The sequence below is a fragment of the Marinoscillum sp. 108 genome, assembly GCF_902506655.1.
GTDB lineage: Bacteria > Bacteroidota > Bacteroidia > Cytophagales > Cyclobacteriaceae > Marinoscillum > Marinoscillum luteum.
On the sequence record NZ_LR734808.1, the window covers coordinates 1,174,621 to 1,190,974 of the forward strand.

Annotated in this window: 15 protein-coding genes; 6 read left to right on the forward strand and 9 right to left on the reverse strand. The window is 44.8% G+C overall.

Going from position 1 to position 16,354, the window contains the following annotated elements; all coding sequences use genetic code 11:
• Positions 1-138: 138 nt before the first annotated feature.
• The 6 genes from GV030_RS04845 to fabG form a co-directional block, all read right to left on the reverse strand.
• Positions 139-1,563 (reverse strand): hypothetical protein, encoded by a 1,425-nt coding sequence (locus GV030_RS04845; RefSeq protein WP_159580330.1) that lies wholly within the window; start codon positions 1,561-1,563, stop codon positions 139-141.
• 11 nt (positions 1,564-1,574) lie between these two features.
• Positions 1,575-2,435: an alpha/beta fold hydrolase gene (locus GV030_RS04850; protein ID WP_159583627.1), complete on the reverse strand. Its 861-nt coding sequence runs from the start codon at positions 2,433-2,435 to the stop codon at positions 1,575-1,577.
• A 95-nt stretch (positions 2,436-2,530) separates the two neighbouring features.
• Positions 2,531-4,006, reverse strand: coding sequence for a class I adenylate-forming enzyme family protein (locus GV030_RS04855; protein WP_159580332.1), 1,476 nt, complete (start codon positions 4,004-4,006; stop codon positions 2,531-2,533).
• Positions 3,999-5,513 (reverse strand): sodium/pantothenate symporter, encoded by a 1,515-nt coding sequence (locus tag GV030_RS04860; RefSeq protein ID WP_159580334.1) that lies wholly within the window; start codon positions 5,511-5,513, stop codon positions 3,999-4,001. The genes GV030_RS04855 and GV030_RS04860 overlap by 8 nt, the downstream gene beginning before the upstream one ends.
• 27 nt (positions 5,514-5,540) lie before the next feature.
• Positions 5,541-6,530 carry a 3-oxoacyl-ACP synthase III family protein gene (locus GV030_RS04865; protein ID WP_159580336.1) on the reverse strand — a complete coding sequence of 330 codons (990 nt, stop codon included), beginning with the start codon at positions 6,528-6,530 and terminating at the stop codon, positions 5,541-5,543.
• 10 nt (positions 6,531-6,540) lie between these two features.
• Positions 6,541-7,284 carry a 3-oxoacyl-ACP reductase FabG gene (fabG, locus tag GV030_RS04870; RefSeq protein WP_159580338.1) on the reverse strand — a complete coding sequence of 248 codons (744 nt, stop codon included), beginning with the start codon at positions 7,282-7,284 and terminating at the stop codon, positions 6,541-6,543.
• Between the two features lie 458 nt (positions 7,285-7,742).
• Between fabG and rraA the strand changes: the two genes are divergently transcribed.
• Together rraA and GV030_RS04880 are read left to right on the forward strand one after the other, a co-directional pair.
• Positions 7,743-8,222 (forward strand): ribonuclease E activity regulator RraA, encoded by a 480-nt coding sequence (gene rraA, locus GV030_RS04875; protein WP_159580340.1) that lies wholly within the window; start codon positions 7,743-7,745, stop codon positions 8,220-8,222.
• Between the two features lie 251 nt (positions 8,223-8,473).
• The gene (locus tag GV030_RS04880) at positions 8,474-10,696 is read left to right on the forward strand and encodes a PHB depolymerase family esterase (protein ID WP_159580342.1); all 2,223 of its coding nucleotides are present in this window, start codon (positions 8,474-8,476) and stop codon (positions 10,694-10,696) included.
• Positions 10,697-10,745: 49 nt separating this feature from the next.
• Here GV030_RS04880 and GV030_RS04885 read toward each other — a convergent pair whose 3' ends face one another.
• Together GV030_RS04885 and GV030_RS04890 are read right to left on the reverse strand one after the other, a co-directional pair.
• Positions 10,746-11,930, reverse strand: a complete 1,185-nt coding sequence (locus GV030_RS04885) for an acetyl-CoA C-acyltransferase (protein WP_159580344.1) — start codon at positions 11,928-11,930, stop codon at positions 10,746-10,748.
• Positions 11,931-12,035: 105 nt separating this feature from the next.
• The gene (locus GV030_RS04890) at positions 12,036-12,593 is read right to left on the reverse strand and encodes an EF-hand domain-containing protein (protein ID WP_159580346.1); all 558 of its coding nucleotides are present in this window, start codon (positions 12,591-12,593) and stop codon (positions 12,036-12,038) included.
• Between the two features lie 100 nt (positions 12,594-12,693).
• On the opposite strand from GV030_RS04890, the gene GV030_RS04895 reads away from it, so the two are divergent.
• From GV030_RS04895 to GV030_RS04910, 4 genes are all read left to right on the forward strand, one after another.
• Positions 12,694-12,999, forward strand: coding sequence for a hypothetical protein (locus tag GV030_RS04895; protein ID WP_159580348.1), 306 nt, complete (start codon positions 12,694-12,696; stop codon positions 12,997-12,999).
• A gap of 222 nt (positions 13,000-13,221) precedes the next feature.
• Positions 13,222-14,151, forward strand: coding sequence for an NAD(P)-dependent oxidoreductase (locus GV030_RS04900; RefSeq protein WP_159580350.1), 930 nt, complete (start codon positions 13,222-13,224; stop codon positions 14,149-14,151).
• 2 nt (positions 14,152-14,153) lie between these two features.
• Positions 14,154-14,681 carry a YdeI/OmpD-associated family protein gene (locus GV030_RS04905; RefSeq protein ID WP_159580352.1) on the forward strand — a complete coding sequence of 176 codons (528 nt, stop codon included), beginning with the start codon at positions 14,154-14,156 and terminating at the stop codon, positions 14,679-14,681.
• A 1-nt stretch (position 14,682) separates the two neighbouring features.
• Positions 14,683-15,471, forward strand: coding sequence for a PhzF family phenazine biosynthesis protein (locus GV030_RS04910; protein ID WP_159580353.1), 789 nt, complete (start codon positions 14,683-14,685; stop codon positions 15,469-15,471).
• Here the strand turns inward: GV030_RS04910 and GV030_RS04915 are convergent.
• The gene (locus GV030_RS04915) at positions 15,468-16,265 is read right to left on the reverse strand and encodes a DUF3108 domain-containing protein (RefSeq protein ID WP_159580355.1); all 798 of its coding nucleotides are present in this window, start codon (positions 16,263-16,265) and stop codon (positions 15,468-15,470) included. The two genes, GV030_RS04910 and GV030_RS04915, sit on opposite strands and share 4 nt — an antisense overlap.
• Positions 16,266-16,354 lie beyond the last annotated feature (89 nt).

Genomic DNA, 16,354 nt, shown 5'->3' on the forward strand with positions numbered 1-16,354 from the left:
ATAGGATCCTTCCTCAATGGAAAAAATTGACCAACACCGTAATGATACAATTTGATTAAACACTTCCCGAAGATGTCTGGTGAGTATCTCCACTAAAAGCGATTAATATAAGTCGGGAATCAAGAAGTTGAATTCTAATTACTTCTGATATAGCCGGGTTCTGGCCATGATAACTGTCCTCGGGATGTAGGATTCGAGTTCGGACAATACCTGATTGAGAATAAAGGATTTGTGTGGATTAGCCACATGCTCCTGGGAGAAATCCACGATAGATTCAACCAGCTCCTTGGCTTCCAGACGACCTACCTTGAGCAGAGCGATCTCATAATACCACCGGATGGTGGGTAGGTAAATAGATTTGTTACTGTCCTCTTCGTCTTTGGCAATAAGATTATAGCGCCTGAACACCTGCAGGATCTTATCATATTTTTCCTGCTTGATCAGGCCCTGGATATAAGCCGTAAAAAAAGAGTACCAACGCTCCTTGAGAATCTCATCTTTGTAGATCCTCAGGAAACTATCCGCCAACATCTCTCCGCGCTGCGGTTGATTGTTAAGATTGAGGCATTTGATATAGAAAGAGATGAAGCCAATCTTATGGTAAAAATTGGAGGACTTCTGAACTTCCGAGAAGGACTCTTTCAATAGATTCAGCGCCTCTTCTATTTTACCTCTTCGGATGAGAATGGAGCTGAAATTACTCAGATACTGCACATGATCAGCGTTCTTCTGACGAATAGACAGGTAACCGTATTCTTCAGCCTGCTGCAGTACATCAAACTTGGAGTGAAGCATCAGCCGGTTGGCATAGTAGTTATACAAGATCCGGCGGGTATAAAAAATGCCTCTGGCCAGCAGCTCGTCCAACCGGTCGTAGACCTCTTTCAGTTTTTCAAACTCCCGACTATTGAAATAAAGAAAAGTAAGCCGAACTACCGCCATGTAACGATTGAACCCATCCAGATTTTCATTTCTGAATAACGAAAGCAGCCAGTCTTCCCATTGCTTGGAGTCCCCCTTTTTGAGGTTAAACTGCTCGATAATATCCACTGTTGCCTGATGTAGCTTTTGGTTTACCTCCTTGGAGTACTCATAGTCAGCCTTATATTTCTCGATAAAATCATTGACCTCCTGATAGTCCTTGTGTCTGAGGCGAATGAGCAGATAATGCCGGTAATTCTGAACCAACTCATAAAATTTCATGAAGTTATGCACCGGGTGCTCGTAATTTTTGATGCGCTTCAAAAGGACCTTCTCCTCCTCATGACTAATAGCATCGGTAATAACCTTGCGGTCCATGTCATTGACCCATTCGAAATAGCTATCAACATCGATGTTATCTAGGCGCTTCTGAATCCAATCCATCAGGCTGGAGTATTTGCGCTTGTCAATTTTGGTATTAAAGGGCATCTTATTCTGCTGGCCGTGAGCATTGGCACTCACTCGCTTCAGAATTTCCTCTTTCTCGGCATCTTCAAACTGCTGAATACTGGTGAGGTAGTCTGCCTCGTGAGGCAGAATCTCCGCAGCAAAGGCCGTGAATTTCTTGAGTTTGGTCTTCAATAGGTTGTTGGCTAGTTGGTCAGAAAACTATCCACAATTTCGTTAATCTCGGCAGGTTTATCAAAAGATATAAAATGACCGCAGGCCGGAACATACTTGAGTACCGCCTCCTGAATTTTTGAAGCACCGGATTCCGCCACCTTTTTAGTGGTCAGGCCGGGGTTCAGGTAGCGATTGGGAATAAGGGCATCCTCCTCTCCATATACCACCAATGTTTTCTGCCTGATCTCTCCTAATCGATCAGCAATGGGTTGATCCAGCATACCATGCACACCTCTTGCCACAGATTGGCAATAGCGCTCAAAGTCACTGGCCTCCATCATATTGATCCTGTCCTGGATCATGAACTCCACCGATTCGGGCATTTGATAGAAGTTCATCGCCCAGCTGGCGCGAATCTGCGCCTCAGTGGCGTTCAGAAAAGTTTCCGTGACAGCTGTCGCTTTCAGAAGACTGGCATGCTCAGGACTGAATGTCTCGAAACCAGCTGGTGCCAAAAGAATGAGCTTTTCAAACTGATTCGGAAGATTCAACACGGTGGTCACGGCTACCTGTGCGCCCATACTGTGCCCTACCAGTACCACATTTTTCAACCCAAGTGAGTCAATCAACTGACCAACCACTCCGGCATAATAGCTCATGGTGGCCGGATAATCACCTTTGGAGGATCGGCCATATCCCGGCAGATCGATGGCGATACATCGGTACTGGCTCCGAAAATGATCTACCATAGGATACCATGACGGGATGTAGGTAGCCAAACCATGTATAAACACTAAGGTTTGATCTCCTTGTCCCTCATCAATATAAGCAACTTCTGTCTCCGAATTGATCGACAGATACTGCACGGGGTACTTGTAGGTAGCTATCATTTCGCTCACATTAGTGGAGTTTTGCCCATGTGTCAAAAAGGGCAGTATCACGGTAAAACAAATGGCTAGTATTCTTCTAAACTGACACATAATTGCTAGGCTAAATTTTTTCGATCTATTTTTCCGCTTCCATTTTTGGGCAACTCGTCCAGCACCTCAAAGTATCTGGGCACCTTAAATTTGGCCAGGTGATTGGCACAATGTTCCCTCAGCAACGACTCAGAAAATGAGCAGCCTGGTTTCATTGTCACAAAAGCTTTTCCCACTTCACCCCATTTGGCATCCTTCACTCCTATCACTGCCGCTTCATCCACACCATACACCGCTCTCAACACCCGCTCAATCTCTGCTGGATAGACATTCTCACCACCGGAAATGAACATGCACTTCTTGCGATCCACCACGTACAAGTAACCATCATTATCCTCCTTCACCAGATCACCGGTATGGAACCACCCGTCCACAATCGCCTTTTGACTGGCCTCCTCATTTCTCCAGTAGCCCGGGGTGACCATTGGTCCTTTCAGACAAAACTCTCCTACTTCATTAGGTTCAACTCTGCGTCCCTGCTCATCCACTATCTTATATTCCACATAGAAATTGGGCTTTCCTATCGAACCGATTTTCTGCTCTGCATCATCCTGATGGAGGGAAGTTAGATTCGGACCCACCTCGGTCAGTCCATAACCCTGTCGGATTTTCACACCTTTTCGATGCCAGGTATCAATCACCTCAAGCGGCAAGGCTTCTCCACCCACTATGAAGTATCGCATGGCATCCAAACTTACCGATTTGAACTTTTCACTGTCAGCCATCATCTTGAGCATGGTAGGTACGCCCATGAAGAGGTTGGATTTTTCCTGCTCCATCAACTCCAGTAAAAAATCAGGATCAAACTTATTCATGAGCCCTATGGTCGCTCCACGATGTAGCATTGGTGTCACCAGGACATTCCAGCCCCCCGTATGAAAAGGAGGCATACAATTGATTGTGAGATCGGCCGGAGTGATTTCCAGACTTTGACTCGTGTTGAGGCTATTCCAGAGGAGCATTTTGTGAGAGTAGATGGCTCCTTTCGGGAAACCCGTAGAACCCGAGGTATACAGAATAAACGCCGGGTGATCCTCCTCCAGCTCCACTGCCTCAAATCTTTGGTGCTCAGAATTGTTCAATTGAGGAAACAGATCATCCAGCCACAATATTTCTATGTTGGCCTTTAAGAAAGATACCAGGTCTGCAAACTTTCGCTCCGCAATCAAAAGCCTCGGCTCACTATCCGAAATGAGATAGTCAATTTCACTCCCTGAGAGTCTAAAGTTGACCGGAACCAGTGTTATACCGGTTTTTTGAGTCATGGAAAACAACGCCACGTACTCAATGCTATGCTCAGCCAGCACCATTAAGCGCTCTCCCTTCCCTACTTTCAGGTCATGCACTAAATAATGAGCGAGCGAATTAGCCTGATTATTCAGCTCCTGATAGGTTAGGCTCCTGGCAGGTCGGTATTCTTTCACTGCCACCTTGTTGGGTGTGTATTCTGCCCATTTCGATGCCCAATCCTTTCTATACATGATTTTGAGAAGGTTTTAGATAAAGATGCATAGATAACCCAACAATCATTGAAACGATCAAAGCGGCTGTACTGGCAATTGCAGGGTTGTTAACGGTCTCCTTCATATAAGGTAAAAAGCGACCATAATACACTGTGAAATGAACCAGAAAGGCCACAATAGAGGATGTAAAAACGGTTTTCAATCTTACGTCTTTGAGAAACATCCCAAACAGAACAGGAACAAATGCCGATGAAAAGTAGGCGTATACGCCATTCTGTGCAAAAATCCCCACACTGAGATTGGGTGATTTCAACTGCCGATAAGAGAGCACAAAGCTGATAATGGCCAAAAACACAATCATGAGCTTATTGACCAGAATCTCCTGCTTGTCCCTTTTGACGGGATCATATATTTTACCAAACAGAGGGTTGAACAAATCCGCTGTAAGTGTGGCACTCAGCGACTGAATGAGCCCCTCCAATGTGGACAGCCCGGCTGAGATCAGCCCTAGCACTACCAAAATGGTCACGTAGACAGAAAACTCACTAACCACATAAGCGGAAACAATACCATCCATGGGGATGGGCATGCCATTGACCGTGAGATCTGGAAAATGAAGTCTGGCGAAAAGGCCAACAAACACCACCTGAAAAAAGACCAACAACACCAATATACCGACAATCAGGTACCTATTGACATCCTTTTCATCCTTTAGCAAAAGCGACTTGGTGATAATATGAGGCTGACATACAATGGCAACACCGATGACGGCCTGGCAAAATATGATTTCGAAAAAGTCTCTGAAAAGAAAACTGTCAGGATTCGTCAGGCTGGCATAGTGAGGCCCTATGGACTCCAGCTTTTTCACAAAACCCCCAATCCCATCCTGAAAATATTCCATCCCTGAAAAGAGCAATATCACGGCCACTACCAACATCAGAGTGGCCTGAATGGCATTGGTATACACCATGGAGTTGGCTCCCCCAAACATCATATAACCAAACACGAACACTATCACCGATAGCAGTACTATCACCGGTTCGACATTGAGGGTGCTGGCGAGTACCTGAGTTAACCCTACACAGATAAGCACAATGAAAGTGACCAGAAGCAGCGAGATGAAGGCAAAGAAAATGGCGTAGTTCTGGCTTTGATACATTTTGCCTATCCACTGTGCCATGGTAAGTGCTTTCACGTAGCTCCCGGACTTTCTGAATTTCTTGGTTAGTAAAATCAGTGAACAAAAGATAGCCAGAGGCATCACCACGCCGAAGGACAAGACGCCACTTAATCCATACAGTGCTATAAATCCGGGATTGATAATGAAAGTGGCAGCGCTGGTCATAGAGGCAGCCAGGGCCAATCCCACAGCCAGGGGTGAAAAACTGATGCTGCCGATCGCATAATCACTCATGCTCTTGACCTTCAAAGCTCCCCTGATCACAAAAAAGAGGATGACGAGCATGTAAAGAATCACTACGATCCAGGTTGCAAAGATCTGTTCTGAAGAAGCCAGGTTATTCATTGATCAATTTTTGGGTTGAGGTACAAGTTAGTAACGAATGGCTGCCGCTGCGAATGCCAATCCACCTCCTGAGCCTATAAAAAGCAAAAGATCACCTTTTTTTAGTTTTCCTTGCAAATGAGCATCATGCAGGGCCATGGGTATACACGCGGATCCGGTGTAGCCAAATTTGTCCATGACCATGTGGGCCTTATCCCTACTTACCCCCAGATTATCCATGGTCTCATTGATCGAGTTGAAATTGAGCTGGGTGATGAAGTAGTGATCCACCTCATTGGGAACCACCCCTATCCGTTCACAGATATCCCGGGCCATCTCTGTCCACATCTTAGGATTCAACTCCTTCGGAAATTTATGAACAAACTTGAGCTGATGGTCATGATTCTTCAGAACCGTTTCGGTGACGGGCTGGTGAGTAGCTCCGGCATATATTCCCATCCAGCCATTGTATTGACCTTCCGTTTTAAGGTCGCTGGCCAGAAAGCCCTTGCCCGCCTCAGTGGTGGCTGACATGACCACCGCTCCTGCTCCATCCGCGAAAAGCGTTACCGTTTTTTTATCATGCTTATTGAGGTACTTGCTCATGGCATATCCGCCTATGACCAGGATGTGCTGGTAGCGCTCATCCGCTGCAATGTATTTCGCAGCTACGTCCATGGCAGTCACAAACCCCGCACATGCGGTATTCAGATCGAAAGTCCCGGCATTCTTCAATCCCAGCCTATCCTGAATAACAGAAGCCGTAGATGGAGAAACATACTCGGGAGTGTCTGTAGATAATATCACCAGATCGATGTCCTCCGGCACCAATCCTGCCTCGCTGATGGCCTGGCGAGCCGCCTCTTCACAGAGGTCAGCCACTGACTCATCATCTTTGCACCACCTTCTGGTGGTAATGTTGACATTTTGTCTCAGCCATGTGTCCACGTCCTCGCCAAGTAGGGTGTTAAAATAGCTGTTGGGGATCTCCTGTTCTGGGGCATAGGAGCCTATTCCGGTTATTGTTGCTTTTCTCATGAATCTGGTCTTAAATCGTTACTGCTCCATCTACACTGATTACCGCTCCGCTTATGAATGAAGCATCTTCTGAGGCTAGAAAGGCATATGCATTAGCTATGTCTTCTGGGGTACCTAACCTTCCGAGGGGTGTTTTACTTGTCATCATTTCTATCACTTTTTCTGGCATTGCTTTCACCATATCTGTGGCAATAAAACCTGGGGCAACCGCATTGACGGTAATGGAGTATTTACCTAGCTCTTTGGCGAGTGTCTTGGTCATACCTATTACTCCGGACTTGGTGGCAGCGTAATTAGTCTGGCCAAAATTCCCGTACAAACCAACCACCGAGGAGGTATTAATGATTCGCCCATAAGCCTTTTCAATCATAAAAGGGCTCACCGCCTTCACGCAATTAAATACACCGGAGAGGTTAATGTTCAGTACCTGGCTCCATTGCTCAAAGGTCATTTTACGAATGGTCGCGTCCCGTGTGATCCCAGCATTGTTGATGAGGATATCAATCCGCCCGAACTGCGCAATGGCCTCTTGTGCTGCAGCTTCTGTTTCCTCCGGATCAGCTGTATTGACCTTTCGGAAACTCACCTGATGACCATCCTTGCTCAACGTCACTGCCAACTCCTTTCCGGCAGCCTCGTTCACATCCCAAATCACCACTATGGCTCCTTCCTGCACGTATTTCTCCACTGCTGCCCGGCCAATACCCGCGGCGCCTCCTGTTATAATGGCTACTCTATTCTTTAATTTGCTCATGTATATCTCTTGGTTATTTAATGAATGGCTTATGATCAACTCATCACTTAGCCATTCCATTTAGAAATTTTTAAAATTGATTGGCTAAAAATACCATTTTGAAAATCTGCACCAGAATGGAGTTTCATTAAACATCTCTGGACTTTTGAAGATATTCACTTACATGAAACACCTATCTAACTGTTAATAAGATACTTAATAGCCAATAAAGTAGCCGCGACTTTTAAAACAGTGATTCAAGGCGACTGAATGCTCATTTGCACATTTTCAAAAGACCAGGATAAAAGTCCAGACCTCAAAGAAATCAGCAAAACCGTCCATAGAGTACCTATAAGCACAAAAATGAGCTATCCACAGGCCAGATTTGTCCAGTTCAATACCAATAGTCATACCATCCAAATTCCAACCAGAGGTACTTTTATCCTTACTTCTCCGTCAATTTTACCTAAAAAACGATCATGACTTTTACCACCTCAGACCTTTGGGATGTTCATGGCGATGCGCTGGCATGTGCCGAGCCGGTTTTTAAGAGCTATGGTATGGTCCAGTCCTTCCATGGGCAAATAGTGACTCTGAAGCTGTTTGAAGACAACAGCCTCGTCAGAGAATTATTGAAAACCAATGGCCAGGGAAAGGTTCTCTGCGTTGATGGTGGTGGCTCCACAAGGTGCGCTTTGGTTGGAGATTTGCTTGCTCAGCTCGCTTTAGACAACCAATGGTCGGGGTTAATCATTTACGGGAGCATCAGGGATAGTGCTCAAATTGGGCGAATGCCGATTGGAATCAAAGCACTTAACACCTGCCCCGTGAAAAGCATCAAAAGAAACGAAGGACAGATTAACATCCCCTTAAACTTTGCTGGAGTGAATTTCACTCCCGGACAGTATGTGTACAGCGATGCGGATGGAATTATCGTAAGTGAGCAGCCATTATTGTGATGCAAATTATGATTTATACAAAAAACACTCAATTCAGTCGATAAAATTTCAAAACCACCTTTCCTTCCTCTACATAGTCGACATGTCATTTTTTGAGTAACAATTTGCAATCACTCAAAATACATCGGCATTTGATTGGAAAATGAGGCGCGGCTTTCCGAAAAGTCAACCTTGTCTTTTTTCATCAAATCATAATTTTCATGGGTATAAATTGAAAACTTGGTAAAATCATTAACCAAAAAACCAACCCAATGAAAAAATTATTCCTTTCCATCATGATGGGCGTATACTTCCTGTCTGCCCAGTCACAGCTCTCACTTGTCTCCAACTTTGGATCAAATCCGGGAAACCTGAGCATGTACAGGTATACACCAGCGAATATACCAGCAAATGCTCCATTGGTGCTGGTGCTACACGGATGTACACAATCAGCGAGTACGTACGCTTCCGAAAGCGATTGGAACAGTCTGGCCGATACTTACAAGTTTCACCTGATCTATGCCGAACAAAAAAGCAGCAATAACTCCTCCAAATGTTTCAACTGGTTTGAAACTGGTGATATCAACCGGGGATCTGGTGAGGCAGCCTCCCTCAAAAACATGACTGATTACATGAAAAACAACTACTCTATTGATAACAGTCGGGTGTTTGTTACAGGGTTTTCGGCGGGTGGTGCCATGACCACCGTGATGCTGGCGGCATATCCTGACGTATTTAGCGCGGGAGCCGTGATGTCTGGCCTGCCTTACAAAGTAGCCACCAGCAGTAATTCAGCTTTTCAGGCGATGTACGGCAATGTCAACCAAACGCCCACTCAGCTTGGAAACAGCGTACGAAATGCCTCCAGCCACACCGGACCCTGGCCTACGGTTGGCGTTTTTCATGGTACTTCTGACTACACCGTGTATTACATGAATCAAAATGAAATCATGGAGCAATGGACCAACGTACACGGCACAGATCAAACAGCCGATGCGGAAAATGGTGCCTTTCAGGGCAATAGTGTAGTGAGCAGAAAAGAATACAGGGATGGCTCAGGCAACCCTGTAGTAGTCACCTATAGTCTCAGCGGCATGGGACATGCCATTGCCATCGATCCGGGCAGCGGAGCAACCCAGGGTGGCAATACAGGCTCGTATGCTTCTGACGTCAACTTCTTCTCTTCTTACTGGTCTGCTGAGTTCTTTGGCATTACAGGAGCTCCACCGATCTCACTCTCTCCTCCCACCAACGTATCAGCCACTGCCGTTTCATCTTCTCAGATTAATCTCTCCTGGACGGACAATGAATCGACGGAAAGTGCATACCTGGTTAAACGCTCCACTTCTTCTGGTGGCACTTACAGCACCATTGCCACACTGGCTCCCAATACCACCTCATACTCCAATACTGCCCTGGCTGCCTCCACTACCTATTATTACAAGATTGTGGTGCAGGATGCCAACAGCAATACAGCCAGCAGTGGAATCGTAAGTGCTACTACTTCATCAGGGGGCTCCTCAAACCCTCCGGCACCATCAGGGCTTGCAACTACGAGCATTACCACTTCGAGCATTGGTCTTTCCTGGCAGGATAACTCGTCAGACGAAAATAACTTTGTAGTGGAACGCTCCACTAACGGATCATCCTATTCGGTAATCGCCACACTCAGCGCTAATAGCACCAGCTACTCAAATACAGGGTTAACCCCATCAAGCACCTATTACTACAGAGTAAAGGCACAAAACTCCTATGGCTCCTCAGGCTATACCTCAGCTGTGAGTGCTACCACAAGCGGAACAGCTACCGTGGTGACTATAGAACAACTTACAGGAACGGGTATATTCACCTATGGAAATGCGCACCATATGGGGCAGTCCTTCACGGCCATAGCCAACGGCCAGATCATCGAAATTGAAGCAAACCTCGTCTACGCCATTAGTGGATCCACCCTGAAGATTTTTAGTGGTAACACCACCACCGACACCCCAATCTATCAACAATCCGGCGTGAGTAAAGGAAGTGGATGGCAAACCATCACATTGAGTCAACCAGTATCGGTATCCAACAACTCGGTTTATACCTTTCAATTGACCAATGCTTCTATCAAATATGCATATTCCAATGTATACAGTGGCGGAAACCTCTGGTACGACGATATCTCGTATTCACCTTTTGACGTTGGATTTATTGTCTCCATCAGCACAGGGTCTTCCTCCCGACTGGCTGCTGAAGGCATTACACCCGAATCAAATCAAGTAGGCTTCAGGGTGTTTCCCAACCCTGCTTCCGAACTCCTCCACGTAACCTCAGATCTGGATGATCTGCCTGGAGTCATTGAAATCTACTCCCTTTCCGGCAAGGTCGTTTATCAAAAAGCCATGGCAGGCAAAATTGATGAACGAATCCACCTAAGTGAATGGACACCCGGAATCTATACTGTGGTATTACAAACTGGTCATCAGCGCCTCACTCATAAATTAATCATACACTAGTGACCATTTTTCCGGGGACAGCAGCAGAGCTGCTGTCCCCGGTATTTTATCAGGATATGACCTTCTCAATCACTATGGCTGAAGCTCCTCCACCGCCATTGCAGATGCCAGCCACGCCTATGTGGCCATTCTTATCACTCAGCACAGAGCTAAGAGTGGTGAGGATTCTACTTCCCGAACATCCCAGCGGATGCCCTAAGGCCACCGCACCACCAAAGACATTCACTTTGTCTTCATCCAGGCCGAGTAGTTCCATATTGGCCAGTGCCACAGCTGCAAATGCCTCATTGATTTCATAATAATCAACATAGCTCTTCTCAATCCCGGCCATTTTCAAAGCTTTGGGAATAGCCAATGAAGGTGAGGTGGTAAACCAAAGAGGCTCCTGAGCAGCATCAGCATATCCAAGAATTTTAGCTTCGGGTTTCAATCCATACTCCTTCATTTTTCGCTTGCTGATCAAAATGACAGCAGATGCACCATCATTAATGTTAGAGGCGTTGGCCGCCGTGACTGTACCTTCTTTTGAAAAGACAGGATTCAGCGCAGGAATCTTGTCAAAATTCACATTGCTGAATTCTTCGTCCTCTGTAATCACCAGAGGATTACCCTTTCTTTGTGGAATCTCCACCGGAACAATTTCATTCTTGAATTTTCCCTCAAGGGTGGCAGATTCTACCCTCTTATAAGACCGTACGGTGTATTCATCCTGAGCTTCCCTACTGATCTTCATCTCTCTGGCGGTATGATCTGCACAGTTACCCATCGCGAAATTGTTGTACGCTTCCCAAAGGCCATCATGCTGCAATCCATCGACCAGAGTACCATGACCATATTTGTAACCAAACCTGGCCCTGGGGACATAATATGGGACATTAGACATACTCTCCATACCGCCGGCCACTACCACATCTGCCTGCCCCAAAGCAATGGACTGAGCTCCAAGCATTATGGCTTTCAGACCGGAGGAACAAACCTTATTGACAGTGGTACATGGTACATTCACATCTAATCCGGCTTTCAGCGCGGCCTGCCTCGCAGGGGCCTGACCAAGGTTCGACGAAATCACGTTTCCCATGAACACTTCCTGAATCTCGGAGGACTCCAGGCCAGACTTTTTCAGTGCATCTTTAATGGCTAAGGCCCCCAACTCCACGGCTGAAAGACTCGATAAAACACCTCCAAAACTGCCAATAGGAGTTCTGGAAAGGGATAAAATATATACTTCTTGCATTTTGGATTATGGTTATTTCTGTAGAAAGGTAAATAACCATCGAAGCGAATTCTTCGGGAAGCGAATTTTTAGGGGGTGGACTATTTAAAAGATCACAACACTATTTTACTCCCAATTTCCAAAAATCCAATTCCCGGGTTGGTTGGGCTCATTGGACAGGAGAAAGGTCTCAAAAGCATGGAGGAGCTCATTTCGGGAAAGTCTGTCGTCCCTATTAATGTCCAGTTTAATGAAAGATTTAGCCGAGTATTTGATGTCTATTCCATATACCACAAACATATCCACATACTCATCTGTGGAGATATAACCATCATGGTTATCATCAAACAAATCGAATAAAAAGCCAATGATGAATTCCTGAAATTCTTCCAACACATCCTCATTTCCCTGAGCTATCACCTGCTCTGACACAAAGGTAACCCACTCATCCTGTGAGATTTTTTGGTTATCCTTATGAGGAATCTCAAGAAGCAGGGCGTGAAAGAACTTAGCAGATTTCTCCGCCAACCAAATATGCTTGGGCCCATTTGCCTCATAACCCAGACCTATTCTTATGCGCTCGGCAATCTCCGAAAAATCATCCGCATGAAGGAATCCATTTTTGTGAGAATCTAGTAATCCAAAAAAATGAATTAACTTTTTCCGCTGAAACTCTGAAACCATCTACCCTAGTTATTTGTATAGACAATAATCTCAATTAAGAATGAGAATTTCTAACAATTTACCCAAAATTAACAGGCACACCATCCTCTAAACCCGAATCATGAACTACAAAGACAAATATCTTCCTGTTGATCCCGATTTCATAGAGTACTGTGACTCACAAGTAACCCTTAAGTCATCCGGTAAAATCCACTTTTTCAATGATCAACACAAGGTTGATGACGTAAAAGGTCCACTCTCGACTCTGAACAATACTTCAGAAGGTTATTTTCTGGAACTGGAAAATGGGAATTCAGTAAGATTAGATAAAATCATCACACTCATGGGGAAGCCTGGGCCGGGGTATGCTGAATATGACAGTTATGCCAATGCCTGCCTGACTTGTGAAGATTTAGGGCAGTTTTAGCACAAAACTGCCCATTTATTTAGCTCGGCTTTACCAATCCGAGATGTTTACGAAATAGCTTAATAAGAAAGGTACCCAGCCCTTCATACCTTCTGGCAGCCCTCTGGCTGACGTTGTTTGATCTGTTTGTTTGCATAACCTATTCTGTTGTTTGTAGTAAAACCAACGGAGAGATCTATTCCCTTATTGTATCTTCACATGAAAAGCTAAAATCAATCACTAATGGTCTATGACATGATTTCTTGCGGGCAATTTGGCCAGCAGCTGGCAGAACTGGTAAATAGTTCTTATCGTCATATCGCCAGGTGTGTGTATAAAGAATCGCTTGTTCAGGAAGATCTGCAGGGCAAAAATGCCATTGCGGGTTTCTACCAGTTTGACAAGCTGGATTTATCAGAGATCAAATGGATTCATGCCTTTGGAGCCGGGGTAGATGACTACCTAAAACAACCCACTATCCAACGGGATCTTATTCTCACCCGCACTCTTGGATACATGGATAAGCGCATAGGCGAGTATTGTCTGGCTTACCTTTTAGAAGACCTTAAATGGGTAGTCTCCACCCATGATAATCAGCGATCACACCTGTGGGATCGCACCAACCTCAATGTGCTTTATAACAAGAAAGTGTTGGTTCTGGGCACAGGTTTTGTCGGGCAAGGCATTGCTTCCGCACTTGGTCATCTCGTTGAAAAAATTGATGGCATTAATGGATCGGGTACTTCCAATCCACTATTTCATCAAACCATGGCCATGGGGAATATTTCTCAAGCTCACCTTGAACATTATGACATTGTCATCAGTGCACTACCTCTTACTCCCTCCACCAGAAACTTTCTCAACCAGGCTTTCTTCCGTTTACTGCACGGTGCCTTCTTCATGAATGTAGGCAGGGGAAAATCTTTGGTGGAAGACGACCTCTTGTGGGCGCTCGAAAATGGTCATGTGCGAAAAGCTGTTTTAGATGTCTATCAAATTGAGCCTCTCCCATCCGATTCACCGCTCTGGGATCATTCAGGGGTAATGATGACCCCACATCACTCTGGATTGACCACATTTGAAGACATTAGAAAGAGTTTCGAAGAGAGTGTGAAGGCCATGAAAGGTGGTATTAGGAATCAACTTTTCGTTAACATTAACCAGGGATATTAACCATGGAATTCAAAACGACACTCAGTAAATTTTCCGGAAAAGACGCAAGTGTGTACGAGCTTCATCTACCAGTACCCAAACCAATTGCTGAGCAGTTTATCAGGGGCGAAAACAGACGTATCATTTGTGAAATCAACCAAACCACCAGTATTCGGAGCGGCTTGATGCCTCACAAAGATTATTGGTACATACTCCTCAATCAGGCCGTCATCAAGAAGCTTGGCTTGGCTATTGGAAATACGGTGACAGTCAAATTATCCCCAGATGACTCAACCTACGGAATGGATATGCCAGAAGAACTGATAATTTTACTGGATCAGGACCCCGAAGGAAATGAGTATTTTCACCAACTCACCCCCGGTAAACAACGAAACCTCATCTACATTGTAAGCAAAGTAAAAAGTCCGGAAAGCAGATTGAACAAGGCCCTGGCCATAGTACATCACCTCAAGGAACGAAATGGAAAACTCGACTTTAAGCTATTGAATGTGGTCATAAAGGATTACAATCAGCGAGGAAAACTCAATTGATATGGATGAATTAAAATTCTCTACCTATGCGGTTTTTAGTAACAAAGACAATGGACTCATTGGGAATACAAGTACAGTAGTGGAGACAGAGCATGCCTTATCCAATGTCCAAATGCAATCCATAGCCTCCGATCTTTGGCAGCCAGCAACCACTTTCTTATGGAAGAAAAACGACCAATGGCATGTGAGATGGTTTGCGCCTGATCAGGAGATTGGACTTTGTGGACACGGATCACTGGCTGCAGTGGCCCATCTCTATGAAAAAGGAATATTAGACACGGAGATCCATTTCCAAAATGGAATAATTTCAGGAGGAGTAGAAAACGAAAAGTGCTACATCACCTTGGCCTCCATACCAGTTATTGATGAACTAACCATTGAGAACTATCTTCTGGATGGGCTAAAAATACCCATACTTGGACATTTTAAAACCTCAAATAAAAACATCATTCTTACCGACAGTCAGGAATCTGTTAGATTCATGAGTCCTAACTTCGAAATATTGAGAAGATCACCCATATTCGGATATGCCGTAACTTCAGTAGGTGATGATTGTGACTTTGTGAGCAGAACGCTGGTGCCTCATGTACATCAACTGGAAGATCCAGCCACCGGCTCATCACATGCCGCTCTTGCTCCCTTCTGGGCTGCCAAGCTCAATAAAACAAAAATGAAAGCCATCCAGCTTAGCAAAAGAGGTGGTCAGTTTCACTTGACCTTAGAGGGTAAAAAAGTAAAGCTTTATGGAGAGCATTATAAATTAAACGAGGGCAAGCTTTTTTTGCACTAAAAGAGCGATTGAGTGTTCCCTCGGATAGAATACTCCTTGAGTTCGCATCTCACCTTTCCAATTTTCATATCCGCTTCTATTACCAGAGGGATTCCCATTCCGTTTTTTTCGAGCACCCAAACCACCACCGCTTTCTCTTTGGGAAAAGTGCGCGAAATGGGAAAGAGTCCATAAAACTTATGAACCTCTACCCTTTGGCCGTCAAACTTAATTTTCTCCTTCCCTCCATACTCCATCCCAAAATCATAGAGTTTATCCTCCCAGTAAGTATTAAGAAGTATTGACTCACCAGGTTTAAATCCAGACCAAAGTTTGCTCCGCAAGTACATATAGGTGCCGTGCAGATCATAAGATTTATCATTGAGATCTACAGTTACCTCTTTTTTGGGATATTCCTTAGTGTAATCCATCATTTTGACGTAGGTCTGCATTTTGTCATAGTCAAATGTATTCCACTGATCAAACTTCCCTTTTCTTTCATCGAGATGCTTCTCAGAAACAATGGTCTTATAATTACTCGTATTCACATAACCCCAGTATTCATTCTGTACACCACCCAACCAACTGAAGAGACCAATGGTGTGTGCATCAATATAACTGTGGTAAAAAGTCTGATCACCTCGAACAATCAACGAATCGGCCAACGACATGGTGGCTTCACCCAGAGCAAACCACCCATAAGAAATCTTAAATGTGATCTGCTCTCCAAGGGGGAAATCAAGGCCCTTTTTGGGCTGTGAAACTGCTAAGAGTGACAACAGAATAGTACTAATAAACGAGCTAAATTTTATCATATGTTTTTGGGCTTACCGCAGATCAGTCAAAAACCAAGCCCAATTTATATAGGCTGATTACCAATTCATCAATTACATAGTTTTATCTT